Source organism: Acidovorax sp. JMULE5 (genome assembly GCF_013376875.1).
GTDB classification, from domain to species: Bacteria; Pseudomonadota; Gammaproteobacteria; order Burkholderiales; family Burkholderiaceae_C; genus Acidovorax; species Acidovorax facilis.
On sequence record NZ_CP035951.1, the window covers coordinates 2,637,478 to 2,662,268 of the forward strand.

Sequence of the window (24,791 nt, forward strand, 5' to 3'; positions counted from 1 at the left end):
CGGCCCGCCACGGGTTTCCAGTTTAGGGCCTTCGGCCAGCGGCGCAGATCACCGCGCGCGGCGCGCCTTCACGGCGTCAGACAGCTCAGCCAGCGCCGTCAGCGAATCGTCCCAGCCCAGGCAGGCGTCCGTGATGCTCTTGCCATACTCCAGCGCGCCAGGCTGGTCCTTGCCCGGTGAGAACTTCTGGGCACCGGCGGTGAGGTGGCTCTCGATCATGAGGCCGAACACACTGCGCGAGCCACCGGCGAGCTGAGCGGCAATGTCGCGCGCCACGTCGAGCTGCTTTTCATGTTGCTTGCTGCTGTTGGCATGGCTGCAGTCCACCATCAGGGTGGCGGGCAGCTTGGCGGCTTCGAGGTCCTTGCAGGCGGCGGCCACGCTGGCAGCGTCGTAGTTGGGCGTCTTGCCGCCGCGCAGGATCACGTGGCAATCCTTGTTGCCCTTGGTGTTGACGATGGCCACCTGGCCGTTTTTATGCACCGACAGGAAGTGGTGGCCCCGGCTGGCCGACTGGATGGCATCGGTGGCAATGCGGATGTTGCCGTCGGTGCCGTTCTTGAAGCCGATGGGCGCCGAGATGCCGGAGGCCAGCTCGCGGTGCACTTGGCTTTCTGTGGTGCGGGCGCCGATGGCGCCCCAGCTGATGAGATCGCCGATGTACTGGGGCGAAATCACATCCAGGAACTCGCTGCCGGCGGGCATGCCCAGGCGGTTAATTTCGATCAGCAGCTGGCGCGCAATGCGCAGGCCTTCGTCGATGCGGTAGCTTTCGTCGAGGTACGGGTCGTTGATGAGGCCCTTCCAGCCCACCGTGGTGCGTGGCTTCTCGAAGTACACCCGCATCACGATTTCCAGGGTGTCGGCGTACTGCGTGCGCGCGGCCATGAGGCGGCGCGCGTAATCAACAGCAGCGGCCGGATCGTGGATGGAGCATGGGCCGATCACCACCAGCAGGCGATCATCCTTGCCAGCCATGATGTTGTGGATGTTCTTGCGGGTCTGGGTGATCAGCGTCTCGACCGGCGTTCCACGGATCGGGAAAAAGCGGATCAGATGCTCGGGAGGAGGCAACACGGTAATGTCCTTGATACGTTCGTCGTCGGTCTGGCTGGTTTTCTCGACGCTGCGGTACCAGGCATCGCTGGTCGGGGTGGTGGTGGCCGTCATGGTTGCTTCCTCGTGGAGTAAAAGTAGTGGGAGGGATGAAAAAACGGGAGGGCAGAAAAACAAAAACCGCCGGGCTTTGCAGCGTCGGCGGTTGGTATGGGAAGGTTGTGTTTGCTTGCGCGTTTTCCTCTCATCCGCCGGGGACCGAGATAAAAAACCAAAAATAAAACGCGCTGCGAACTTGCATGGCAGCCAATGTAGCACAGGAGTGCGGCAGTGCAGCACCCCCGGATTGTTGCGATTGCGCGACAGCAATGGTAATCCGGATGCCTACCAGGCCCCACTTCCAACCCCCTGATTCAACGCCTCCAGCGACGAAACCAAGCGCTCGCACGCTGCAGGACTGACAGCTTGCGCGGCGGCGCCCGATCCTGAAGGTCACTGGGTGGATCGCTCTGGTGCTCATACATGTCGATGAGCAGCAACGCCTCGCCCAGCGTGCGCCAGGCTAGAAGCTCGAACTGGTCGAAACTCGCACTTTCCTTCGGGCTGCGCCGCTCCAGCATCTGCTGCCAGTCCGCGATCGCGTTGCGCAACTCCCTCAACGCACGCTCATAGGCCCCGAACTCGTACAACGCGTGCCAAGCCGATCCCAGGCCCGTCAGGAACAACTGGTGCTCGCGGGCGCAATGCGACAAAGTCAACACACGCCGGGTGATGGCGGTGGTATCGGTGCTGGTGCGGCGGATACGCACCGCCTCGTCGATCTGCGTTGAGAGCGCGCTCAAGCTATCGCGCAGTTGGCGAGATTCCTCATCGGCCACGCCTTCACGCAGAAAGCGGCTGATGTCTCCAAATGATTGAAGGGTCAGTAGCTGACTGGGGCGCGTCGCGGGCATGAATCAATTGTCCGCCATGCCGCCCATCAACCGCCCATTTGTTTTTACACAGGAGCGCTTCGGCATACGCCGGCGCTGCCAGAGGCGTAGAAAAAAACCTGGGCAGGTTTTACATTGCAAAGCCTAGGCTCTGTCAGGTTTCCACAGTGCTGAAAGTGCCCGGCAATCTTGAGCTGCATATTGCTACACCAGAGGATCACTCGCCAAGCAGCGCAATGAATTGTCAATGGTGTTGCATATTCGTCTCTAAGAAGAGTACAGCCGCTCTCCAGCCGACCGTCAGATTCCAGCTGGCGTTTTCAGGAGAGCACGGCTTGACAGACATCGCGCGGACAAGGTTCGCGCTAAGGGCTATCGATCGCCAGTGTGGCCAGCGGTAGAGGCCACAGGCCATCAGAGTGCGCCACTGACCTGTCGTCGGCTTCTGGGACAGTCTCGGTAGCGGCATCTAGCATCTGGCATTGCGTTGATTCAAGTCAGCATCTGGACCGGGTCCGATGTCCCGTACATTTGAGCGCCTGGGATCCTCTGCACAATTCACCGCGTCGTGTGCATCTGCGGTCTGCTTCATTACAAATACTCGCAATAGCTACGGCTATTGCTGCGTTTTACGCCTTGCATCCAGCTGCGATTCGCAGCGCACACTTACCGCTTTGTTCGTACAAATCACTTCTAGACGAAGCTACAGCCGACAGCAGCTCGATGCGAATGCAGATGAAATTAACAACCTCCCAAGAAAGAGGGCGTGGGTACGATCACCCTTGGTTGTGTATTGTGAGCTTCGGATCAACGGACTGCAGCACTCCACCTCACCCACCGGAATCAAGGGTGTTGGACTTCACATTTGAATGCACCACTTTTAAATACTATCAAATGATCAAGCATATTCTTGCTGGCTTTGCAGTGATGAGTCTTATCGCTTGTGGTGGCGTTGGCGCTCAGATCCAATCTTATATTGCCGATGATATAACTCATCCGGCCTTGCAGATAAACGGTTTTTGTTATTTTGACTGGTACAAACCAGATAACATGCAAAAATCCAAAAATACGCTTGAACAAGGGGGCACCATACAGCTACAAGCTAGATTTCAGTGGCAGCCCCCAGGATACAATTCCAGCGCGCTGACTGAGCATAGTATTCTTGCATTCACGCAAGGGGAATTTTCTGGAGCAACTGCAGTTTGCCCTTTTCAGAGAAATTCAGTCCAAGAACTTCTAAATTCACCTGAGCATCCGAGTAGACAATGGCTTTTTAGATATGGTGCCGGATTAATACTTACACCCAAAGGCCTGGGCTTTGAGTTGTGGAACGGAGATCAAACCGCATACACTTGGGACCAAACCAATAACCGCTGCATGCAAAGCACCTTAACCGGAAATACTTTCATCAACTGCTTACCAAACGACCCCACATCGGCGTCATATATTACCGAATCCGATTTCACTCTTACCCATGGAATGTACTACTGGATTCGTTTGACAATGCAAGGACATTTAATCTCAGGACAGCATTGGACCAAAATGCGTGGAGAGCTAGTACAAGAAACACCCTCTGGTGCTACAGTCGTGCAACATGGAAGCATAAGTTTTTTAACTGATTCATACTTCCCACTCGACGACTCAATATTTGGAACAATGGCCAGATCTAGCCCCGGCGGCAACTTCTACAGTCCAACCAAAGTAAAAGTATGGATGTTTGATGGCGGATTTTAAAACAAGAATGATTGAATTAATTTAGCAAATTCAGGATTAAGTTACAGCATTGCGAACCTCAATCAACGAGATTCAGGTGCTGCTAGTCATTAATCACAAAATCAAAGCGCATAGCATTCATTCCGGAATTTTTCTCGACGCCACTTCTGTGCAGTGCTATTGCAAAAATCCAAGGAAGTTAGTTTTTCCGCATACTATATTCTATTTTCGGAGCCAATGAAGCGAGAATAGCTTGAGCAATGACCGCGTTACCCTTGTCACCAAAGTGAAACTGATCCAAGAACATATCATCCTCGGACTTATATCGATCAAACACTCCAGAAATATCAACAAATTCGAAATTCTTCAGCCTCATTGTTGATAGCCTTTCGGAAATTGCTTGATAGCACTGCAAGTAGTATTCTTTAGAGTTAGAGAGAAAATCTTTCTCACGCGAGCTTAAAGATTTTTTCGTCACAGAAAGAGTGGGCTGCAAAAAAATACCCAATCTATACCCTGAAGAGCATGTGCTCCTAATCGAACATTCTTTTCAAGTCGATAGGCAACTGTCTGCACAGGTACAGGCTGAGGCAGAGGACGGGCCTGCGGCAAGTCCTGCAGTTCCTTTCTGCCAGCCGTTTTCAAACCCGTATTTGCCAGAGTTTTAAAATAGTCATCCGAAAATGCACTGAACCACAGGACATTTCGACCCGCATTCGCCCAAAAAACATCATTATTTCCGGACAGTGAAATCACCAGATCCGGCTGAAGCTCAGAAAGATAGTTTTCAATGGCAATACGCTCTTGTGTGGACGCCCAAGCTGGATTGGCAAAAGTAAACACCTCATAACGCAGGCCAGGTTTTGACAGGTTCTTGTTGAGCAGATCATTCAGCAGGCTGCCAATCGTCTGCTCCTGACTCGGAGCACCAGATCCATATGCGGTGGAGCCACCGGTGAGAAAAATGCGATAGACCCCCTCCGGCTTCGGCATCTGGAGCTCCTCGCTGTTGCGCATCTGCCATGAGTTGATATGTGCATTTTGGTGTTGCCCTGGTGATGGGGCAGTACCTACAAAAGGAGTTGGCTGATTAGGGACAGACCAACTAATGGAGCCGATATCCAACGCAGAACTGGTGTAAGCGCGTGCGTAATGATTGCGCTGCTCATCCTTCAAAGGAGTCACTGCCAGCACTCCAGCCAAAGTCTCCCCTTGCTCCACCCATCGGATGACTTTATCGAACCGGCCGGCCACCGTATACAGCCCAGCCCAGTACCCCAAAGCCACAAGTGCGCACAGTACTAGTGAAGGAAGAAGAATGTAAATGAGCTTCTTCATCGATCTAGAACAGCGTATAGATAAAGGGTGCAAACACCGAGCCATGCCCAAACACAATGAGGGCTCCCAGCAGTAGCAAGACCAGGAGCACAGGAATCAGTGCGTAGCGTTTATGCTCCTGGAAGAAAAGAATAAGCTCTTTGATCAGCTCCAACATCAGAATTGCCGCTCCATGTGATTATTTTTTCTAGATACCTTGTTGACTCTGTAGGTAGCCACCTGCTTATCCCATTTTTTTTGCAGCGTATCCTTTCCAAGCAGCCGCATGATCATTCCCAACGGCATAAAAACCAGAAAGAAGACAACACCCAGAACAATCCGGACATTGACCCATTCAAGCACTCGACCCAGTCGCATCCAGCATTTGTAAACAATACCTAAAGCCAAGGGCTTCAAAAGGGCCAACGCAAGAAAGACCACAGCGACGCCCCATGGCCAATAAGCCCATTTTAGAGACCACCACCAAGGCACAAAAAGGCCAAAAACCAGGGCAAAAAACCCTGCCATGACATAGCCGAATTTACGCAGTTCACGTGCATCGACTACGGCTTCAGTGTTATTTTTCATCATTTTCGTCAGTCCAGTGCCAAGGCACCTTTGCGATGGGCAATATTGACGTTCTTTTGTGCGTCTTTCGACAGCAGTACGTTACCCAATACCAAGCAATCCATATCCGTTCCCATGAAACAACGGAATGCGTCTTCCGGCGTACAGACAATAGGCTCGCCGCGCACATTGAACGATGTATTCACCAGTACCGAACAGCCGGTTTTTCGTTCGAAGGCACTCAATAGCTGATAAAACTCTGGGTTACTTTGTTCACTCACGGTTTGTACGCGCGCAGAATAATCCACATGTGTCACGGCAGGGATCGACGAACGCACCTGATGCAACTGCGCCAAACCGTGCAAGGACTCATCCGGCTGGGTCTGAATGTCCTCGTGGACCTGTGCCACCAAGAGCATATAGGGGCTGGGCCTATCCAAGTGGAAGTACCGAGCAGCGGCCTCTTCTTTGACGGCCGGGGCAAAAGGCCTGAACGACTCGCGGAATTTTATTTTCAAGTTCAGCTGGGACTGCATGGCACTCGAACGCGGATCCGCAATGATCGACCGCGCACCCAGCGCCCGGGGACCGAACTCCATCCGATTTTGAAACCAGCCTACAACCTTTTCATTGGCCAACAGATCTGCAACGGTATCAGACAGCCTACTAGGCTCCACCACTGTGTAGTGCGCCCCCAGTTGATCAAGCTTCGCAACGATGTCAGCTTGTTCATAGCGCGGCCCCAGCAAGGAGCCTTGCATCTGGTCAACGCCCGGCACATACACCCTGGGTTGCTTGCGATAGGTATGGTAGGCAGCGTAAGCGGCCCCCAATGCACCACCTGCATCTCCAGCGGCGGGTTGAATCCAGATGTCTTTGAAAATTCCCTCTCGCAAAAGGCGCCCATTCGCTACACAATTCAGGGCCACCCCCCCGGCCAGACACAAATAATCGGCTCCGGTATCTTTTTTGAGCTGCCGAGCCAATTTTATAATTATCTCTTCAGTCACCACCTGGATGGACGCTGCCAGATCCATATCGCGCTGGGTCGGTACGCTCTCTGGATCTCGGGGCGGCCCCCCGAATAGATCGGAGAACTTCTGGTTGGTCATCCGCAATCCAGCGCAATAATCAAAATAATCCAGATTCAGGCGAAAACTCCCGTCCTCCTTGACGTCGATAAGATGATCCCAGATCAATTGGGTATGAACAGGCTTTCCATAGGGCGCAAGGCCCATGAGCTTGTACTCTCCCGAGTTCACCTTGAAACCTAGATAATAGGTAAACGCCGAATACAACAACCCCAGTGAGTGCGGAAAATCGATTTGCCATAAAGGGGTCAATTCTGAACCCTGCCCCAGCCATGCCGATGTGGTTGCCCACTCTCCTACGCCATCCAGACATAAAACGGCGGCAGTTTCATATGGACTCGGATAGAAGGCAGACGCCGCATGCGACTCATGATGCTCGGCAAACAAAATTGGAGGAAGTTCCGACTCCTTGCAGGAAAGCAAGCTGGCAAGCTCTTGCCTAAGTGTCCTCTTCAGATACAGCTTCTCCTTGAGCCAGACGGGTACAGCCATGACAAAAGAATGAAAGCCGCGGGGCGCATAGCTCAAATAGGTATCGAGCAAGCGCTCGAACTTGAGAATGGGCTTGTCATAAAAAACAATCGAGTCCAGTTCATGGACACGAACATTTGCCTCCGCCAGGCAGTAATGGATTGCATTTCTTGGGAATCGTTCATCATGCTTTTTCCGCGTGAAACGCTCTTCCTGTGCCGCAGCGATGATCCTGCCTGATCGCAATAGCGCCGCCGCGCTGTCATGATAGTACGCAGATATTCCCAATATATTCATTGCAATCCACAAAAATAATCTTATTTAATCGTAAAAACGAAAATATCGCTCACATCCGAAACTTCTCGAAGTTTCCGTTTTGCTCGTAAGTTTTACGAAGGAGGAAAAAAGGCTTGATAAACCCTCTTACCCAACTGCGCCTGACCATACTCGTTGAAGTGCAAACCACTCTTGTCAAGCCATCCCGAAAGATCATCCGTATTCACAATACTGACGTGCGGGACGTCGCGAGCCACCTTTTGCTGAGCAAGTCGCACGATTCTTGCATGCACCCATGCAGAATTATTTTGAATTCTTCCAAGGACGACTGGGACACTTTTTGCCTCTGCACAGGTCATACTTTGAACGTCCTCTCGGAAGCGTTGTACAAATTCCTTGAGATTTTTTTCGTAATTACTTGCCCATTCTTTATGCATTGCGTCGGTTTCGCCCTGCATAAAAAAAATGCCAGCCACCTTCAAATTCACTTCTGTTCGCTTGGAATTGTGAGCTTCAGCAATCATTTTCATAAGCTCTTTATACAATCGTCCCCCAGGGGACCAGCTATCAGCATTGGTCGTGGGATTCAGCGAAGTATTTGAAACAGCCAGTTTTACAATGTAGTGGTCTTTCGGCGGCCGGTCATTCAAGTAGCGGGCAAAGTACAGTTCAGGTCCAAACATGTCTTGTGCGCCCGAACCCTGTGGGAAATACTGCGGGTAATGGGTCACATTCTTGTAGCCGAAACCAGGCCGTGCCACCTGCCATGATGCAAAACGACTCCAGTTTACTGTGCTGGAATGTGTTGCATCATCCTTTCCGGCAATTTCAGGTCCAGCGTTGAAGACGCCATAGATCTTCACGTTCGGAAAGACGGTATCTTCCTCAACATAATTATTGGGACCACTGGTAATGTCCCTGACGGACGCCAAGCCCACCGCGTTGGATTGTCCTGCGATGACAAAAAGCTTGCGAACTGGAGCCGATGGGTTGGCATCTACCGCCAGACAGTGCTGAGCGAAACTGCTGCCGCTCGCACATGCCAGCCCCCATAAGCAGACTATGCTGCCCAGCAGGCGGAGAGTGGGTTGCCGGAATGCCACACCAACTTTTCGCATCCGCCTTCTTCAGGCCGTCCCACCCACCGTCAACCCCTCGATACGCAGCGTAGGCTGGCCCACGCCCACGGGTACGCTCTGGCCTTCCTTGCCGCAGGTGCCTACGCCGCTGTCAAGGCGCATGTCGTTGCCGATCATGGTGACCTTCTTGAGCGACTCGGGACCGCTGCCGATGATGGTCGCGCCTTTCACGGGGTATTGGATCTTGCCGTTTTCCACCCAGTAGGCTTCGCTGGCCGAGAACACGAATTTTCCCGAGGTAATGTCCACCTGTCCGCCGCCGAAGTTGCTGGCGTACAGGCCCTTCTTGATGCTGCCGATGATTTCCTGCGGGTCCTTGTCGCCGCCCAGCATGTAGGTGTTGGTCATGCGCGGCATGGGAATGTGGGCATAGCTCTCGCGGCGGCCGTTGCCGGTGGGCGCCACACTCATCAGGCGCGCGTTGAGCGAATCCTGGATGTAGCCCTTCAAGATGCCGTCCTCGATCAGCACATTGCGCTGGCTGGCGTGGCCCTCGTCGTCCACGTTGAGCGATCCACGGCGGTCGGCGATGGTGCCGTCGTCCAGCACCGTCACGCCCTTGGCCGCCACGCGCTGGCCGATGCGGCCGCTGAATGCGCTCGAGCCCTTGCGGTTGAAGTCGCCTTCCAGCCCGTGGCCAATGGCTTCGTGCAGCAGGATGCCGGGCCAGCCCGACCCCAGCACCACCGTCATCTCGCCCGCAGGGGCGGGGCGCGATTCGAGGTTGACCAGGGCCGCATTCACGGCCTCGTCCACGTACTTACCCATCTGCTCGTCGTCAAAATAGGCCAGGCCGAAACGACCACCGCCGCCCGCCGAACCCATTTCGCGGCGGCCATTCTGCTCGGCGATCACCGTGACCGACAGGCGCACCAGCGGGCGCACATCGGCCGCCAGGGTGCCGTCGGCACGGGCCACCAGCACCACGTCGTATTCGCTCGCCAGCCCGGCCATGACCTGCGCCACGCGCGGGTCCTTGGCGCGGGCGCGCTGCTCCAGCTTTTCCAGCAAGGCCACCTTGGCGGTGCTGTCGAGCGAGGCAATGGGGTCCACGCCGGGGTACAGGCTGCGGCCTGCCGCTACTTTTTTAGGAGCTACTCGCGCTTTACCCGCCTGCGCTGCGGCCGAAATAGACCTTACAGTTCGGGCTGCGTCCAGCAAGGACGCCTCGGAGATGTCGTCCGAATAGGCAAACGCCGTCTTCTCGCCGCTCACCGCGCGCACACCCACACCCTGGTCGATGCTGAAGGAACCAGTCTTGACAATGCCCTCTTCGAGGCTCCAGCCCTCGCTGCGGGTGTACTGGAAGTACAGGTCGGCATCGTCCACCTTGTGGGTGCGGATCTCGGCCAGTGCCCGTGCCAGATGGCTTTCGTCAAGCCCGAAAGGGGTCAGCAACAATTCGCGAGCGACATCGATGCGCTGGCTGGTGGCCGCACGCTGGGGCGCGGCAGTGGTGGAGCGGGAAGTCATCAGGGCATTTTAGGCGCGCAGCCCCACCTTACCGGACAAGGGGGCACATGCCCCCCTGCCACAACGCACCTGCCCATAGCATCAAACTGCCGTCTGATCGTCCAGGACGGCCTGGGGCGCATGGGTCTGCACCGATTCGATGCCCGCATCGCGCGCCTTGGCACCGGAATACATCTGGCTTTGGCCGATCACCTGGCCATTGCCCGCCTTGAGCGTGAAATAGGGCGATCCATCCTTGGCACTCAGGCGACCGAACCGGCCATCATCGGGAGCGTTCTTGCGCACGGATTCGATGCCGTTCAGCGCACTGGCCCGTGATTCGTACATCTCGCTGGTGAGGATGATCTGGCCATTGGAGGCCAACAGGTTGAAGACAAATTTATCGTTCTTCGACTTCTTCAGCTCGAACTTCGCCGCCATAGGGAATCCCTCCGGTTGCATGGGCCAAGGCACAGTTGGCCTGCCGGTTTGTACCCTCTTGCCGCCCTGCACGCAACGCCTGGGTAAAGACCCTGGAAGGTGTTCCTGATCTCCCAGCGGAGCCCATGGCTATAGGGCAGGCCGAGCGTCCTTGGGGTCCTGCTTCTGGGCCCGGGCCACCGACATCAGGATGCCCAGCGCCAGGCCCAGGGTCACCATGGCGGTGCCGCCATAGCTGATGAAAGGCAGCGGCACGCCCACCACGGGCAGGATGCCGCTGACCATCCCCATGTTCACAAAGGCATAGGTGAAAAAAATCATCGAGACCGCCCCGGCCATCAGGCGCCCGAACAGGCTGCTGGCCCCTGCGGCGATGGCCAGGCCGCGCCAGACCAGCATCAAAAAGCAGACCAGCAGAAACAGGTTGCCTGCCAGCCCGAACTCCTCGGAAAACGCGGCAAAGATGAAGTCGGTGGTGCGCTCTGGTATGAACTCCAGATGCGTCTGCGTACCCGCCATGAAACCCTTGCCCCACATGCCACCCGAGCCGATGGCGATCATGCCCTGGATGATGTGGAACCCCTTGCCCAGCGGGTCGCGTGTGGGGTCGAGCAGGGTGCAGATGCGCTGCTGCTGGTAGTCGTGCAGCACCGACCAGCGCACGCCGTCCGCGCACAACTGGTCCCCTAGCAACACCAGCGCCAGGATGCCCACGCCCCCCAGCACCACCGGTGGCAGCACCAGCTTCCAGGAGAGCCCGGCAAAGAAGATCACGGACAGGCCAGCTGCCAGAACCAGCAGCGACGTTCCCAGATCGGGCTGCTTCATGATCAGCCCCACCGGAACGGCCAGCAGCAGCCCTGCCGCCGCAAAGTCGAGCGGGCGCAAGGTGCCCTCGCGTTTCTGGAACCACCAGGCCAGCATCAGGGGCATGGCAATTTTCAGGATCTCACTGGGCTGGATGACGATGCCCACATTGATCCAGCGCGTCGCCCCTTTTTTGGTGATGCCAAACAGCGCCACCGCCAAGAGCAGCGCCACGCCAGCCGCATACAGCGGCACAGCGAACAGCATGATTTTCTGGGGCGGCACCTGGGCCACCATGAACAGGATGGCACCCGCAATGAGCATGTTGCGCCCATGGTCCGAAAACCGTGTGCCGTGGTCGTAGCCCGATGAATACATGGCCACCAGCCCGGCGCAGGCGAGCAACGCCACCACCAGGATGAGCGGCAGGTCAAACCCGCGAAACAGGGGAAGAAAACGCTGGGCGAGCGAGGGCTTTTCAAAAACAACGGCCATCGCGGGATTATCGCGGCCCTTGGGGCCGCGCCACCGTCACCCCGCCTGGCGGAAGGCCATCACCGCCTGGTTGCGCAGGGTGCGCAGCAGGCCCAGGGCCTTGTCGTCCACCACGATGCCCCCTGCCGTGGACTGGTCGGCATAGATAAGCGCAAACGTCTGCCCCTTGATCTGCAGCGGAAGCAGCAGGAACGAGGGGGCATTGAGCCCCGCGCGGTACCACTCGGGCAGGCGGGCCTGCATCTTGGGCTCCGTCGCGTCGTTGATGAGCGTATCGGCGCCGCGCAGGCAGACGGCGGCAAACAGGTCGCCCGGCGCTTTGAGCGGGACTTTCATGGCACGCACGGCGGCCTCGCTGCCCTCGCCCAGGCCAAAGCGGCCGGTCAGCAAATCGGTGCGTGCCTCACGCAGGCAAAACACCATCCGCCGAAACCCCAGCGCGCGGAACATGGTCTCCAGGATCATGCGCAACACGTCGTTGAGCTGAAAACTTTCGACCATGGCATTGGTGATGTCCTGGATGCCCGCTGCCAGCACTTCGTTGACCTGCGCGACCGACACGGCGCCGCTGGCCTGCGACTCCAGCACCGCTGGCAGGGGCTGGGTTTCGCTGGCCCGCAGCTCGTGCGAGCCCAGGGCGTCATCCTGCGCGGGCCCGGCACCGGCCGCCGGGGGCAGCTGCAGCAGCCGCGCCGCAGGCGTGCCGGGGGCTACGCGCAGGTCCAGCGCCTCGGCCAGCGCCACCAGCTTGTGGCGGGCGCGCAAAGTGCCCTCCGAAATCGCTGCGGCAGACAGCGCCAGGGTGCGGGAATAGCGGGTGCCGATCTGGCCCAGGTGGGCTTCCAACGACGCGGCATCGCTCGCCAGCAGGGTGCTGGCCACCTCATTGGCGGCCATCGCCACCCAGCGCAGGCGCTCCACCCCCTGCTCCGGCGCGCGTTGCATGGGCGAGCCCAGGGGCTTGCGCATGCAGCGCTGCAGGCTCTCGGGCAGCCCCCAGACGCGGGCGACGCCCACCCCCAGGTCCTCGAAGCCCAGGCCCAGCACCTGCAGCGCGGCCGACTCTTCGCCCCCCTCCACGCGGCCAGTCTCCATGAGGGCGCGCACCTGGCGCGCCTCTTCCGGAAAATAGAACTCGCACAACATGCGGCCCAGGTTCTGGAACATAGCGCCAATGAAGGCCTCTTCAGCCGCCTGGCCGGGCTCGCACAGTTCAGCAGCCACCGAGCCAGCCATCATGGCGCGCAAAAACTCCTCGCGCATCTGGCTTGCATGGGCCTTGTCCTGCATGTGGTCGAGCAGCACCAGGCTGAGTGCCATATTGCGCACGGCGTTGAAGCCCACCAAGCTCACGGCCCGCGACACGGTGCTGATGGTGCCCCGGCCCGCATGCGCGAAATGCACGCTGTTGACCAGGCGCAGCAACTTGTTGGTGAGCGCCACATCCTTGAGGATCTCGTGCGTGAGATCGCTGATGCTGTCGTCCTCGGAGTTGGCCACGCGCTGGATGCGCGCCACCGAGTCCGACAGCGCCGGAAAGTCGCTCTTGTGGCGCATGCGCCGCAGCAGGAAGTCGAGCGTGGCATTGCTGGCCGCCGTGGGCGCGCTGGCGGGCGCGGCCCAGGCACGCAAGGCATCGCGGAACTCCGCCGCCGACGGGTAGCGCTGGCCCGGCTCGCGCGCCATCGCACGTTGCAAAATGGCCCGCAGGGCGTCGTCCACGCCCGGCCCCAGGTCTTCCGGCAGCACCAGGGTTTCGTTGGCAATGCGGTACAGCGCCTGCCAGGCGTCCTTCTGGTGGATCAGTGGCCGGCCCGTGAGCAGCTCCACCAGCACCAGTGCGGCCGAATACACATCCATGGCCGGTGCAGGGGCCGCCCCGGCAGCCGCCTCGGGCGCGAGGTACGCCGGAATGCCACTGGCCAGTTGCGAATCCGGCACAGCCTGCACCGGCGCCGCCATGCCAAAGTCCATCACCCGCGCGTGGCGCTGGGTGTCGATCATGATGTTGGAAGGCTTGAGGTCGCGGTGCACGATGCCGGCCTGGTGTGCGGCCTGCAGGCCATCGAGCACGTCCACCATCAGCGCCACCGCGTCGTGCGGCGTGCAGCGCCCCTGCTGCGCCAGATGCTCGGCCAGCGTCTTGCCTGGAACGTACTCGAACACGATGTAGGGCTGGCGGCCCTGCACATCGGCCTCAAACACCGGAACGATGAAGGGGTGCGCCAGGCGCCCCACATGCCGGGCTTCGCGCAGCCAGTGCTCCAGCACCGACGGGTCCTGGTCCTCCACGGGGCGCATGAGCTTGATGGCCACCTCGCGCTGCAGGCGCGGGTCCAGCGCCAGCCACACGGTGGCCTGGGCGCCCCGGCCCAGCAGTTTTTTCAGTTCAAAGCGGCCCAGCGACGTGGGAGGCTTGTCGGTGGATCCCAAAGCCCAGCGTTTGGCGGTGGAAAGCGGGGCAAAATCAGTCATGGTGGGGATCAAGGCAGCGGGCCCACCGCGTGGTGCCCATGCCATGCATCTTATGTCTCGGCCACCCCTTTCACAGCAGTGATTCCCCTGCCCTGTCTTTTTCCCCCTCCATGACCACTACCCACCTTCTGTACCTGCACGGCTTTCGCTCTTCGCCCCAGTCTGCCAAGGCGCGGCAGATGGCCGCGCATGTGGCGCAGCACCACCCGGGTGTCACCTTCTGGTGCCCCCAGCTGCCGCCCTCCCCCAAAGCGGCGATGGAACTGGTCGCGCAGGGCATTGCCCTGTGGCCCGGAGCAGCAATGGCGGTGATCGGCTCCTCGCTCGGTGGCTTTTACGCGAGCTGGGTGGCGCAGCACAAGGGCTGCCCCAGCGTGATGCTCAATCCGGCCGTGCACCCGGCGCGTGACCTTGCGCGGTACATCGGCGAGCAGACCACCTGGCACGACCCAGCGGAGCGGTTTTACTTCCAGCCTGAATACATTGACGAGCTGCGCGCGCTGGACACCACAGGCCAGCCGCCGGCAGCGCCCGAGATGGCCATCATTGCCAAGGGCGACGAGGTGCTGGACTGGCGTGAAATGGTGGCGCGCTACCCGCAGGCACGGTTGGTGGTGCAGGAGGGGGGAGAACACGCCCTCGCCAGTTTCAGCGACTACCTGCCCCAGGTGACGGAGTTCCTGGCTCTGGCCTGACATCGCCCGGGCGCCGGGGGCACCAGCGCATCAGAACCTCTTCAACGTGCCTGGGATGCCCGGGTGCCACCCGCCCCCATCCAGCGGGCATAGTCGTCCGGGTAGGCTGCACGGTAGCGCTTCATGTGGAAAGCCGCTTCGTCGTCCTTGCCCAGCATCACGGCACTTTCAACCAGCACTTCAATGACGCGGGGCTCGGGGGAGTAATGCAGCAGTTCCTGGGCCAGGGCGTTCATGCGCGCTGCGTTGTCGCGTGTCAGCCCCGTGGTGGTCAGGCGCGCAAAGTCCAGCGGGCCCGAAAACAGCAGCGAATGGGACACCTTGGCCTGCGTGTCCTCACGGTACGCGGCAGCCCGCTGCGCACCGGGCTTGTAAAGCTGGCTCACGCGGTGGTAGTCCCAGGCGGCAAGGCCGCAGGCACCCAGGACTGCCAGGGCGGCCACCAGCGCAGCAGCCCCCGCAGGCCACGCGCGCCCATCCCATGCTTCGTCGCGCCGGGGCCAGACCAGGATCGCCACCGAGAGCAAGGCCACCACCTGGAACGGCCCGTACCACAGCGGGTATTCCAGCATGCTGTGCAGTCCGATGAGCGCCAGCACGCCCCAGGCCAGCTGGCGCACGGGTTCGGTTTCGCGCCAAGGCCGGGCCCACAGGCACCCTGCCACGACGACCCCGCACAACGCCACGGCAGCGGGCAGGCCCAGCTCTACGGCCAGGTGCAGGGGCAGGTTGTGCGCGTTGTCCAGCAGCACACAAAAGCGCTCGCCCGGGAACAGCGTGATGTAGTGTGCGTAGTCCAGTTCGCCCCAGCCCCAGCCCAGCCACGGTTTCTGCGCAATCAGGGTGAGCACGTTGGACCACAGCACCCGCCGACTGGTGCAGCTGTGCGATCCGTCCGTAAAACGGTGGAACAAGGCATCTGCGCGCACGCCCTGGAACCTCCAGAGCGCCTCGGGCAGCACCCAGGCGGCCACCAGAAAAACCGCAAACCCTGCGATACCCAGGCGCAGCGCCTCCCCACGGCCCGCGCCACGCCACACGACCAGAAGCACCAGGACAAGCAGCCACTGCACCACCACGGTCCGCGACGCTGTGGCGGCCCCGCCCACGGCGATCCACATCAGCGCCACGGCGGTCAGCACGCCCCACACGCCGGAGGAAGGTGCGCGGCCTGGGCTGGCCGCCCCGGCCAAGTCCGCGTTGCCTTGTGGACGGGCATGCAGCGTCCACCACAGCCAGGCCCACGCGCCCAGGCTGAGCAGGGTGGCCTGCTGGTTGCGCTGGCGCAGGTTGCCCACAGCCTGGCCAGGCACCGAGGCGTGAATCCAGGGCCCCAGGCCGACATCGCCAGCAAGGTACTGCACCAGCCCGATGACGCTGGCCACCAGCGCGGCCAGCCCCAGCCCACCCGCCAGCAGCCAACCCCAGCCCGCAGGCCCCCTGCGCTGCGCGACCCCGGTTCGTGCCCACCCGGCTGCCAGCAGCAAAAGCACCGCCCCACACACCCAGGACGCGATCAGCGGCCAGAAGTTGGCGATTGGGGAGTCAGTGACGGCGAACAGAAACGGCAAAGCCACTGCGAGCAAGGCCAGCGGAACGGCAATGGCATCAAAAAACATGTCGAAAGAACCGGGCCATCGTGCAAAGCCCTGGATCATAGGGGCAGGCCCGGGGCCGTCGGACCGGCGCGGCACCCATGGGACAATGCCGCCCATGCACGCATTGTTTGAAGAAGCCGGCAAGTTCATGGCCGGTCGTATCCTGTCCGAAGCCGATACATCCGCCCAGGTTGAGCTCGACTCGGGCAAGCGGGTCAAGGTCAAGGCCGCCAACATCCTCCTGAAATTCGAGAAACCCTCGCCTGCCGACTTGATCGCCCAGGCCCAGGCCGTGGCCGAAACCATTGAGCTGGACCTGGCCTGGGAGTTCGCGCCCGAAGACGAGTTCGGCTTTGCCGACCTGGCGCGGGACTATTTCTCTGAAAACGCCACCCTGGCCCAGCAGGCCGGTGCGCTGTTCCGCCTGTACGACGCCCCGCACTACTTCCGCCGTGCGGGCAAGGGCCGGTTCAAGAAGGCATCGGCCGAGATCCTGCAGCAGGCGCTGGCCGCCATCGAGAAGAAAAAGGCCCTCCTCGCTCAAATCGACGAATGGGCCGCCGCGCTGGGACGGGGCGAATGCCCGCAGCCCATCCGCGACCAGCTTTACAAGATCCTGTTCAAGCCCGACAAGAACGCGCCCGAGTACAAGGCCGTGGTGGACGCCAGCCGCGCCACGCACACCGCGCCGCTCGACCTTCTGCAAAAGGCGGGCGCCATCGATTCGAGCTACCAGTTCCACTGGAAGCGCTTCTTGTTCGAGAACTTCCCCAAGGGCACGGGCTTCCCGGCCGTCACGGCGCCGGTCATTGCCGACGAGCTGCCGCTGTCCACCGCGCAGGCGTACTCCATCGACGACTCGCAGACCACCGAAATCGACGATGCGCTGTCGGTGCAGGGCCTGGGCACGGGCACCGTGGTGCTGGGCATCCACATCGCCGCGCCGGGCCTGGCGATCCAGCCGGGCAGCGCCATCGACCAGCTTGGCCGCGCGCGCCTGTCCACGGTGTACATGCCGGGCTACAAGATCACCATGCTGCCGGATGACGTGGTGCAGACCTACACGCTGGACGAAGGCCGCGCCAACCCGGCCGTGTCGCTGTACGTGACCATCGACGAAGCCACGCTGGAATTCAAAAGCTCTGAAACCAAACTGGAGCGCGTGCACGTGGTTGCCAACCTGCGCCACGACCAGCTCGATGCGGTGGTGACCGAAGAATGGCTCTCCAACCCGGCGTTCGAGCATCAAAACGACCCCCAGCGCTTGTCTGACTTGCGCCCCCAGCTATCATTTTTGCACCGCCTTGCCAAGGACCTCAAAGCCCGCCGCGAAGTGGTGCGTGGCAAGCCCGAGAACTTCAACCGGCCGGACTACAACTTCCGCCTGGTCGGCAACAACGGTGCCGAGCCCACGGGCGATGAACAAGTGCAGATCAGCGTGCGCCAGCGTGGCGCGCCGCTCGACCTGATCGTGGCCGAGGCCATGATCGTGGCCAACAGCACCTGGGGCAGCTGGATGGCCGAGCTGGGAGTGCCCGGCATCTACCGCAGCCAGGCCAGCATGGCGCCGGGCGTGAAGGTGCGGATGGGCACCAAGGCGCTGCCGCATGCGGGCATCGGCGTCAAAGCGTATTCGTGGGCCACGTCGCCCCTGCGCCGCTACACCGACCTGGTCAACCAGTGGCAGATCATTGCCTGCGCCCGCCACGGCAAGACCGCTGCGCTGGCCGCGCCCTTCAAGCCCAAGGATGCCGACCTGTTCTCCATCATCAGCAGCTTTGACGGCGCCTACAGCGCCTACAACGGCTACCAGGCGGGCATGGAACGGTTCTGGACGCTCAAATATGTAGAGCAGAACGGCATCACTGAGCTCAACGTCACCGTCTTCAAGGAAGGCCCGGGCGGCAGCTTCCTCGTTCGTGCAGACGATATTCCGCTGGTCTTCCCCGTGCTGGGCGCGCAGAACCTGCCGCGCGGCGCGCGCCTGAAGGTCAAGCTGGGCGAGGTGGACGAGATCACCCTCGATATCCATGGCACCGTGATCGAGCGCCTGGATGACCCTGCCGACACCAGCGACGACGGCCCGGTGGACGATGCCGAGGACGACGATACCGTGGCCGGACCGATTGCCATTGCAGTGGACGTGAACGAGGCACCCGCCGAAGCCGCTGCGGCAGCACCGGCCGCCTGATTCCCCCTGACAGCCCCTGATAATTGCTGGCGATGAAACTCCCTGCCTTCCTCCGCACCTTCAGCACGCTGCAGCTCGCGTTGGGCATCTCGGTGGCCGTGCATGCCGCGCTCATCTCGGTGCGTTTCATCGACCCCGAGGGCTTCAACCGCGTGTTCCAGGACACGCCGCTCGAAGTCATCCTGGTCAACGCCAAGTCCAACGAGCGCCCCGACAAGGCCCAGGCGATTGCCCAGGCCAACCTGGCCGGCGGCGGCGATGCCGAGAAGGGCCGCGCCACCAGCCCCCTGCCCTACACCGCGCTGACCACGGTGGGCGACGACTACGAAGAAGCCCAGCGCAAGATGGATGCGATGCAGGAGCAGCAGGCGCAATTGCTGGCCCAGTTGCGCAAGCAGCTGGCCACCATGCCCGAGCCCGATCCGCGCCAGGCCAGCCAGAGCGCCGAGCAGGCCAACGAGCAGGAAAAGCGCCGCCAGCTCGTCAAGCTGCTCGCCGAGATCGAAAAGCGCATCAACGAAGAAAACTCGCGCCCCAAGAAGCGCTACATCAGCCCCGCCACGCGCGAAGAGGCCTACGCCATCTATTACGACGGCCTGCGCCGCAAGGTGGAAGACAAGGGCACCGAAAACTTCCCCGAACAGGGCGGCAAGAAGCTGTATGGCGAGTTGACCATGATCGTCACCGTCAACCACGACGGCCGCGTGCTCGACACCGAGGTGGTGCAAGGCTCAGGCAACCCCACGCTGGACCGGCGCGCCGAGGCGATTGCCCGGGCTGCCGGCCCGTTTGGCGCGTTTGGCGCCGACATGCGCAAGAAGGCCGACCAGATCGCCATGGTGGCGCGCTTCAAGTTCACGCGCGATCAGACGCTGGAGACCAGCGTCCGCTAGTCGCCACCAGGCCCTGCCCGCGGCGGCCCTGCCAACCCGCCTTTTTTCATACCGCACGATTTTTTACCCATGAGCCAAGCCGCCGACCTGTACTGCGTGATGGGCAATCCGGTGGCGCACAGCCGCTCGCCCGCCATCCACGCCCGCTTTGCCGAACTGACGGGGGAGCACATCGCCTACGAACGCCGCCTGGTGCCCATGGATGGTTTTGCCCAGGGCGTGCGGGACTTTGTGGCCCAGGGCGGGCGCGGTTGCAACGTGACGGTGCCGTTCAAAACCGACGCGCCACTTCTCGCCACCGAATGCAGCGAGCGCGTGCAGCTGGCCGGTGCGGCCAACACCCTCACCTTCCGCGCCGACGGCAGCATCTATGCCGACAACACCGACGGCCTGGGCCTGGTGGCCGACATCACGCGCAACGCGGGTGTCTCCCTGGCGGGGCGCGATGTGCTGCTGGTGGGCGCCGGTGGCGCTGCGGCCGGCGTGCTGGGCCCGTTGTTGCTGGCAGGAGCCCGCCACATCACCGTGGCCAACCGTACGCTGGCCAGGGCGCAGGCCCTGGTGCAGTCGCACAGTGCGCTTGCATTGCTACAAAAATCAGAGCTTATTGCGCTTACTCCACAAGCGCCAGAGACTAATTTTGATGTGATTGTCAATGCCACGGCCAGCAGCCTGGCCGGTGCCGAAGTGCCGGTGTCCGCCAGCGTGCTGCGCCCCGGCTGCCTGGCCTACGACATGATGTATGGCCCCGCCGCGCAGGGTTTTCTGGACTGGGCCCGCCAGCACGGCGCCGTTCCGCGTGACGGCCTGGGGATGCTGGTCGAGCAAGCCGCCGAAGCCTTCTTGCTGTGGCGCGGCGTGCGCCCGCCGTCGGCCCAGGTGCTGCAGGAAATGCAGCAGGCCAACTCATCTCAATAACAACACCCCACACGAGGAGTCACACCGCGATGAAAGCCGTGCTGCGCTGGCTGGGACTGGTGGTGCTCGCCTTCGTGGCGCTGCAGCTGTTCTTTGTGGTCCGTATCGCGGCCATGGTGGTCATCGACCCCGAATCCACCAGCTTTCAGCGCTCCGAGGCCTGGACGCTGCTCACCACCAAAGGCAACGTCCCCTGGCGCCAGCAGTGGATGCCCTACGCCAGCATCTCCGACCAGCTCAAGCGCGCCGTGATCGCCTCGGAAGACGATGGCTTTGTGAGCCACGACGGCGTGGACTGGAATGCCATCGAAAAAGCCTGGGAGCGCAACGCCAAGGCCGAAGCCTTGGCCAACAAAGCCCAGGCCCGTGCCCCCGACCGCCCCGTGCGTGCCCCCAAGATCCGGGGCGGCTCCACCATCACGCAGCAGCTGGCCAAGAACCTGCTGCTATCCGGCGAACGCACGCTGCTGCGCAAGGGGCAGGAATTTGTACTCACGCTGCTGCTGGAGCAGCTGCTGAGCAAGCAGCGCATCCTGGAGATTTATCTGAACAGCGTGGAATGGGGCGAAGGCGTGTTCGGCGCCGAGGCGGCCGCGCAGCACTACTTCCGCAAAAGCGCCTCGCGCCTGAGCGCCACGGAAGCCGCGCGGCTGGCGGTGATGCTGCCTGCACCCAAGCGGTTTGAGAAGACGCCGGGGTCGGCTTATCTGGCGGGACGGACGCGGACGATTCTCGGGCGAATGGGTAGTGCGGAGCTGCCGTGAGCGCGAGCGCCACGGCACATGTCACTGCGATTGAAGTGACAGCACACAACGAAGCAAGCAAGACATCATGCTGCCCCTATTCGCCGGATTTTTTGTCCCTTACCTCTTGGCGATAGCCTGCTTCCCGTTGCTGTCGCAGCGAGGTGGGGCCAACCACGCGCAGTCCGGCGCCCTGCTGGGCGGTTGCCTGCTGATCGCCCTATCGCCGTGGCTGATCCCTGCCAACCAACCGCTTCCACGGTTCCTCGCTGCCATGTCAGCAACCCTCATAGCCATCAAGGTGATCGACGTCTGGCTGGAGCTGCGAATGAGATCGCCACTGGTGTGGAAAGATTTTTTGGCTTTTCTCGCCCACCCTTTCGTTCTGGTTCGGCGGTGTCTACCGCGCGAGCGCCCAGTGCCCAGGAACGCAAACCTATCCCGTCTGGTGCTGGGAACGATGGGCGGCGCTATCGGCATCGCACTCCTGAATGTTCTGTTCAGTGTGGATTGGCAAGGCTGGCCCTTTCTTCTTGAACACACAAGTAAAGTGACCGCCCTGATGGTGGCGATCGTTTCCGGGCTTTCCGCCTCCGCCGCGCTGTGGAGATTGTCTGGTAGGGCGGCGCGCGAATACATGGACCATCCTTTTGCGGCGCGCACCCCAGCAGACTTCTGGCGGCGGTACAACCGCAACATGCAGCAATTCTTTTGGGAGGACATCTTCAAACCCCTTGGCGGCTCTCGCACGCCGGTGCGAACAACGCTCCTGGTCTTTGGCTTGTCTGCACTGATCCACGAATTCATCTTCTACGCTGCGATTGGGCGCGTGCAAGGCTATCAGTCGGTCTTCTTCGCCATGCACGGGATCGCTGCGGCGATGACCCTGCGCGTCAGGACCAAGAAGGGCTGGGCTGCCATCCCGTGGATAGCCGGAACCCTCGCGTTCAACCTGGCCTCGTCCGTGTTCTTCTTTGCAAGCATCCACGAAGTGACTCCTTTCTACGCCCGTGGTCTGCCAGACTGGCTGCAAGGCTGGTAGCCGCCTACCGCTTCTGTAACCACAGCATCACCCTCTCCTGCGGCCGCAAGGTCACCTGCAACTTCGGCACACACACCGCCGCCCCCTCCGGCAACCGCAGCCGGTACCGCTGCAGCAACATCGCCGCCAGCAGCGTCATCTCCAGCATCGCAAAGTGCTGCCCAATGCAAACGCGTGGCCCCACCCCAAACGGTATCCACGCGCCTTTGGGGATGGCCGGGGCGTCATCCAGAAAACGTTCCGGCACAAACCGGTCTGCCTGGGCAAACCAGCGTTCATCGCGGTGCAGCACCCAGGGCGTGATGCGCAGCATGGCGCCCTTGGGCACCTCCACGCCGCCCAGCGTGATGGGTGCGGTGGTGCGCCGGGTCATCAGCGCGGCAATGGGCGGGTACAGGCGCAGCGCCTCCTTGAGCGTGGCGGACAGAAAGGGTAGCTGCGCCAAGTGCTCGGGGCCGGGCGTCAGGCCTGGGGGGAGCACGCTGTCCACCTCGGCCTGTGCGCGTTGCGCGGCCTCGGGGTGTTCGGCCATCAGGCGGCTCCACCACAGCAGCGTGGTGGCGCTGGTCTCGTGCCCGGCCTGGAAGCTGACCATGCACTGGTCGAACACTTCCTGCGGCGACAGCGGCTCGCCGGTGGATTCGTCGCGCAGCGCCAGCAGCATGTGCAGCAGGTCAGTGCGTGGCGGGGCGCCTGCTGAATCTGCCGCATCCCGGCTGCGCGCACCGATGTGGCGCTGCACCAGCCCCTTGAGTGCCTTGAGCGCGCGCCGCTTGGCGGCCTTGCCGGGCAGGGGCAGCCAGTCGGGCAGCGTGAAGGGCATGAACATTTCTCGGAAGGCTGTCTCCGACAGCGTCTGCGTGGCCCAGGCGGCATCGCGCGCGTCGGCCTGGGCCGATTCGCTGAACAGCGTGCGCAGGATCACGTCCATGGCCACATCGGTCCAGAGCATGTCCATGGGCACCAACGCTTCGGCCTGGCCAGCGGGCACGGCGGCGTCGAGTGCGCTGCGGGCAGCATCGGTCATGAGCTGCGCGTAGCCCGCCACGCGTTTGGGGGTAAAAGCAGGCATCAGCATGCGGCGCTGGCGCTGCCAGGTGTCGCCCTCGGTCACCAGCACGCTCTGGCCGAACACCTGCTCGAACACGGCGATGCCGCGCTCCCAGCGGATCAGGTGGTCTGCGTGGGTGACCAGCGCCTCGCGCACGAGGTCGGGCGACAGAAGATCCCAGGCGTCCTCGTTGCCCAGGCGCATGCGGGTCAGGTCGCCATGGTCACGCTGCAGACGGGTGACGAAACCGAGGTAATCGGCACGCATCTCCCACAGCAAGGGCAGGCCCCACCAGCGGCTGGGCGGGCCACCGGGCTCGGGGTGCCGGGCTGGCGCAAACTGCGCAGAGGGGGAAGGTGTTGCGGGCTTCGATGGGGCAGTGGTGATGGCGTGGTTCATGGTGCGGATGGTGCGGTGCAGCAGCGGGCAGGTATTGAACGAATTCGACATCGCCCCTGGCCTACACTCGCGCCCCATGGCAACCCTGGTCCCACCTTCCGCACGGCATCCGCAGGGGCTGATCCCCTCGGGCCAGCTGTGGCTTCCGCGCGCCAGCCTGTCGGCCTGCCTGCGCGGCACCATGGTGCGCAGCACACTCGGCTACACGCTCACGGATGCGCAACGCATCAACCGCTTTCCGGCCACGCCCCTTTGCAGCCTGAGCTGGTGGTTTGAAGGCCGCAGCGAAGCCCTGGTGGCAGACCGCCCCGACACCCTGCCCGGCCTGCACAGCCCGCGCGAGGCGTATCCCGGCCGCTGGGTGCTGGCGGGCCCCCAGACCCGGCCCAGCGCCAGCTATTGCGCAGCGCCCACCCACGCCATGATGGTGATGTTCATGCCCGACGCGCTGCACCAGCTCACCGGCCTGGAGCCTGAGGCGCTGACTGACCGTTTCGTGGATGCGCAAACCGTGCTGCCACCCGACTGGATCGCGATGTGCGAAGCCGTGCAGCACCAGCCGGGCGATGCCGCCCGCATGGACTGCCTGGAGGCGTTTCTGGAACCCCGCTGGCAAGCCTGCCGTCCCGCGCAGGCGCTGCAGGTGCAGCGCTACGGCGACTGGGCCATGCACCTCGCGCAGCGCGCCGCTGTATCGGCTCCAGGCCGCAGCCTGCGCCAGCTGGAGCGCCGCATCAAGCGCTGGGCCGGGCTGCCGCTGCGCGAGCTGCGCGGCTTTGGCAAGGCCGAGCAGGCGTTTTTCGACACCATCGCTTCGGACGCAGCGAAGGGCACCGTGAAATGGGCCGACGTGGCGGCAGGCGCGGGCTTCTCGGACCAGTCGCACCTGTGCCGCGTGACGCGGCGCATCACCGGCTATGCCCCACAGGCGCTGTACGACGGCATCTACGGCGACGAGGCGTTCTGGGCATATCGCATCTGGGTGTAGTGGCCAGGGTAGCTGCAGCCGCCCGGCTGCGGCACGCCACA

At 61.6% G+C, this 24,791-nt stretch carries 21 protein-coding genes; 8 read left to right on the plus strand and 13 right to left on the minus strand.

What is annotated here, in order from left to right; genetic code table 11:
- Positions 1–48 precede the first annotated feature (48 nt).
- On the minus strand, positions 49–1,170 hold the full coding sequence (locus EXV95_RS11845; RefSeq protein WP_121421128.1) for a 3-deoxy-7-phosphoheptulonate synthase: 1,122 nt from the start codon (positions 1,168–1,170) through the stop codon (positions 49–51).
- 299 nt (positions 1,171–1,469) lie between these two features.
- Entirely contained in the window at positions 1,470–2,009 is a 540-nt protein-coding gene (locus tag EXV95_RS11850; protein ID WP_121421129.1) for a hypothetical protein, read from the minus strand.
- Between the two features lie 831 nt (positions 2,010–2,840).
- Between EXV95_RS11850 and EXV95_RS11855 the strand changes: the two genes are divergently transcribed.
- Positions 2,841–3,722: a hypothetical protein gene (locus EXV95_RS11855; RefSeq protein WP_176886991.1), complete on the plus strand. Its 882-nt coding sequence runs from the start codon at positions 2,841–2,843 to the stop codon at positions 3,720–3,722.
- Positions 3,723–4,175: 453 nt separating this feature from the next.
- Here the strand turns inward: EXV95_RS11855 and EXV95_RS11860 are convergent, their stop codons facing one another.
- From EXV95_RS11860 to EXV95_RS11900, 9 genes are all read right to left on the minus strand, one after another.
- Positions 4,176–5,039, minus strand: coding sequence for a hypothetical protein (locus tag EXV95_RS11860; protein ID WP_176886992.1), 864 nt, complete (start codon positions 5,037–5,039; stop codon positions 4,176–4,178).
- Positions 5,040–5,043: 4 nt separating this feature from the next.
- On the minus strand, positions 5,044–5,196 hold the full coding sequence (locus EXV95_RS11865; protein ID WP_176886993.1) for a DUF5989 family protein: 153 nt from the start codon (positions 5,194–5,196) through the stop codon (positions 5,044–5,046).
- On the minus strand, positions 5,196–5,609 hold the full coding sequence (locus tag EXV95_RS11870; RefSeq protein WP_176886994.1) for an SxtJ family membrane protein: 414 nt from the start codon (positions 5,607–5,609) through the stop codon (positions 5,196–5,198). The genes EXV95_RS11865 and EXV95_RS11870 overlap by 1 nt, the downstream gene beginning before the upstream one ends.
- Before the next feature lie 5 nt (positions 5,610–5,614).
- On the minus strand, positions 5,615–7,444 hold the full coding sequence (locus EXV95_RS11875) for a carbamoyltransferase (protein WP_176886995.1): 1,830 nt from the start codon (positions 7,442–7,444) through the stop codon (positions 5,615–5,617).
- A gap of 92 nt (positions 7,445–7,536) precedes the next feature.
- Positions 7,537–8,541, minus strand: a complete 1,005-nt coding sequence (locus EXV95_RS11880; RefSeq protein ID WP_176886996.1) for a sialate O-acetylesterase — start codon at positions 8,539–8,541, stop codon at positions 7,537–7,539.
- A gap of 9 nt (positions 8,542–8,550) precedes the next feature.
- Positions 8,551–10,035, minus strand: a complete 1,485-nt coding sequence (gene tldD / locus EXV95_RS11885; protein ID WP_176886997.1) for a metalloprotease TldD — start codon at positions 10,033–10,035, stop codon at positions 8,551–8,553.
- Between the two features lie 81 nt (positions 10,036–10,116).
- Positions 10,117–10,455 (minus strand): YegP family protein, encoded by a 339-nt coding sequence (locus EXV95_RS11890; RefSeq protein ID WP_176886998.1) that lies wholly within the window; start codon positions 10,453–10,455, stop codon positions 10,117–10,119.
- A gap of 129 nt (positions 10,456–10,584) precedes the next feature.
- A complete protein-coding gene (gene rodA, locus EXV95_RS11895) occupies positions 10,585–11,757 on the minus strand; it encodes a rod shape-determining protein RodA (RefSeq protein ID WP_176886999.1) in 1,173 nt (390 codons plus the stop codon).
- A gap of 36 nt (positions 11,758–11,793) precedes the next feature.
- On the minus strand, positions 11,794–14,232 hold the full coding sequence (locus EXV95_RS11900) for a serine/threonine protein kinase (protein ID WP_176887000.1): 2,439 nt from the start codon (positions 14,230–14,232) through the stop codon (positions 11,794–11,796).
- A 110-nt stretch (positions 14,233–14,342) separates the two neighbouring features.
- On the opposite strand from EXV95_RS11900, the gene EXV95_RS11905 reads away from it, so the two are divergent.
- Positions 14,343–14,927 (plus strand): YqiA/YcfP family alpha/beta fold hydrolase, encoded by a 585-nt coding sequence (locus EXV95_RS11905; RefSeq protein WP_176887001.1) that lies wholly within the window; start codon positions 14,343–14,345, stop codon positions 14,925–14,927.
- A gap of 41 nt (positions 14,928–14,968) precedes the next feature.
- Here EXV95_RS11905 and EXV95_RS11910 read toward each other — a convergent pair whose 3' ends face one another.
- Complete coding sequence (locus EXV95_RS11910) at positions 14,969–16,546, minus strand: Wzy polymerase domain-containing protein (protein WP_176887002.1); 1,578 nt, start codon at positions 16,544–16,546, stop codon at positions 14,969–14,971.
- 94 nt (positions 16,547–16,640) lie between these two features.
- On the opposite strand from EXV95_RS11910, the gene EXV95_RS11915 reads away from it, so the two are divergent.
- From EXV95_RS11915 to EXV95_RS11935, 5 genes are all read left to right on the plus strand, one after another.
- Complete coding sequence (locus tag EXV95_RS11915; RefSeq protein ID WP_176887003.1) at positions 16,641–18,716, plus strand: ribonuclease catalytic domain-containing protein; 2,076 nt, start codon at positions 16,641–16,643, stop codon at positions 18,714–18,716.
- A gap of 32 nt (positions 18,717–18,748) precedes the next feature.
- On the plus strand, positions 18,749–19,609 hold the full coding sequence (locus tag EXV95_RS11920) for an energy transducer TonB (protein WP_055394913.1): 861 nt from the start codon (positions 18,749–18,751) through the stop codon (positions 19,607–19,609).
- A gap of 69 nt (positions 19,610–19,678) precedes the next feature.
- A complete protein-coding gene (aroE, locus tag EXV95_RS11925; protein WP_176887004.1) occupies positions 19,679–20,527 on the plus strand; it encodes a shikimate dehydrogenase in 849 nt (282 codons plus the stop codon).
- Positions 20,528–20,556: 29 nt separating this feature from the next.
- A complete protein-coding gene (mtgA, locus tag EXV95_RS11930; RefSeq protein ID WP_055394917.1) occupies positions 20,557–21,291 on the plus strand; it encodes a monofunctional biosynthetic peptidoglycan transglycosylase in 735 nt (244 codons plus the stop codon).
- Positions 21,292–21,358: 67 nt separating this feature from the next.
- Positions 21,359–22,312, plus strand: coding sequence for an MBOAT family O-acyltransferase (locus EXV95_RS11935; protein ID WP_176887005.1), 954 nt, complete (start codon positions 21,359–21,361; stop codon positions 22,310–22,312).
- A 4-nt stretch (positions 22,313–22,316) separates the two neighbouring features.
- Here EXV95_RS11935 and EXV95_RS11940 read toward each other — a convergent pair whose 3' ends face one another.
- The gene (locus EXV95_RS11940) at positions 22,317–23,813 is read right to left on the minus strand and encodes a cytochrome P450 (RefSeq protein ID WP_255484985.1); all 1,497 of its coding nucleotides are present in this window, start codon (positions 23,811–23,813) and stop codon (positions 22,317–22,319) included.
- A gap of 25 nt (positions 23,814–23,838) precedes the next feature.
- On the opposite strand from EXV95_RS11940, the gene EXV95_RS11945 reads away from it, so the two are divergent.
- Positions 23,839–24,750 (plus strand): helix-turn-helix domain-containing protein, encoded by a 912-nt coding sequence (locus tag EXV95_RS11945; protein WP_228896224.1) that lies wholly within the window; start codon positions 23,839–23,841, stop codon positions 24,748–24,750.
- Positions 24,751–24,791: the final 41 nt, after the last annotated feature.

What these genes read in the sequence shown, in the direction of transcription:
- EXV95_RS11845 (WP_121421128.1), bottom strand. Translation starts at nt 1,170, where the DNA reads ATGACGGCCACCACCACCCCGACCAGCGATGCCTGGTACCGCAGCGTC.
- EXV95_RS11890 (WP_176886998.1), bottom strand. Translation starts at nt 10,455, where the DNA reads ATGGCGGCGAAGTTCGAGCTGAAGAAGTCGAAGAACGATAAATTTGTC.
- EXV95_RS11905 (WP_176887001.1), top strand. Translation starts at nt 14,343, where the DNA reads ATGACCACTACCCACCTTCTGTACCTGCACGGCTTTCGCTCTTCGCCC.
- tldD (WP_176886997.1), bottom strand. Translation starts at nt 10,035, where the DNA reads ATGACTTCCCGCTCCACCACTGCCGCGCCCCAGCGTGCGGCCACCAGC.
- EXV95_RS11865 (WP_176886993.1), bottom strand. Translation starts at nt 5,196, where the DNA reads ATGTTGGAGCTGATCAAAGAGCTTATTCTTTTCTTCCAGGAGCATAAA.
- aroE (WP_176887004.1), top strand. Translation starts at nt 19,679, where the DNA reads ATGAGCCAAGCCGCCGACCTGTACTGCGTGATGGGCAATCCGGTGGCG.
- EXV95_RS11850 (WP_121421129.1), bottom strand. Translation starts at nt 2,009, where the DNA reads ATGCCCGCGACGCGCCCCAGTCAGCTACTGACCCTTCAATCATTTGGA.
- EXV95_RS11935 (WP_176887005.1), top strand. Translation starts at nt 21,359, where the DNA reads ATGCTGCCCCTATTCGCCGGATTTTTTGTCCCTTACCTCTTGGCGATA.
- EXV95_RS11870 (WP_176886994.1), bottom strand. Translation starts at nt 5,609, where the DNA reads ATGATGAAAAATAACACTGAAGCCGTAGTCGATGCACGTGAACTGCGT.
- EXV95_RS11920 (WP_055394913.1), top strand. Translation starts at nt 18,749, where the DNA reads ATGAAACTCCCTGCCTTCCTCCGCACCTTCAGCACGCTGCAGCTCGCG.
- EXV95_RS11910 (WP_176887002.1), bottom strand. Translation starts at nt 16,546, where the DNA reads ATGTTTTTTGATGCCATTGCCGTTCCGCTGGCCTTGCTCGCAGTGGCT.
- EXV95_RS11900 (WP_176887000.1), bottom strand. Translation starts at nt 14,232, where the DNA reads ATGACTGATTTTGCCCCGCTTTCCACCGCCAAACGCTGGGCTTTGGGA.
- EXV95_RS11945 (WP_228896224.1), top strand. Translation starts at nt 23,839, where the DNA reads ATGGCAACCCTGGTCCCACCTTCCGCACGGCATCCGCAGGGGCTGATC.
- mtgA (WP_055394917.1), top strand. Translation starts at nt 20,557, where the DNA reads ATGAAAGCCGTGCTGCGCTGGCTGGGACTGGTGGTGCTCGCCTTCGTG.
- EXV95_RS11915 (WP_176887003.1), top strand. Translation starts at nt 16,641, where the DNA reads ATGCACGCATTGTTTGAAGAAGCCGGCAAGTTCATGGCCGGTCGTATC.
- EXV95_RS11860 (WP_176886992.1), bottom strand. Translation starts at nt 5,039, where the DNA reads ATGAAGAAGCTCATTTACATTCTTCTTCCTTCACTAGTACTGTGCGCA.
- rodA (WP_176886999.1), bottom strand. Translation starts at nt 11,757, where the DNA reads ATGGCCGTTGTTTTTGAAAAGCCCTCGCTCGCCCAGCGTTTTCTTCCC.
- EXV95_RS11880 (WP_176886996.1), bottom strand. Translation starts at nt 8,541, where the DNA reads ATGCGAAAAGTTGGTGTGGCATTCCGGCAACCCACTCTCCGCCTGCTG.
- EXV95_RS11940 (WP_255484985.1), bottom strand. Translation starts at nt 23,813, where the DNA reads ATGTCGAATTCGTTCAATACCTGCCCGCTGCTGCACCGCACCATCCGC.
- EXV95_RS11875 (WP_176886995.1), bottom strand. Translation starts at nt 7,444, where the DNA reads ATGAATATATTGGGAATATCTGCGTACTATCATGACAGCGCGGCGGCG.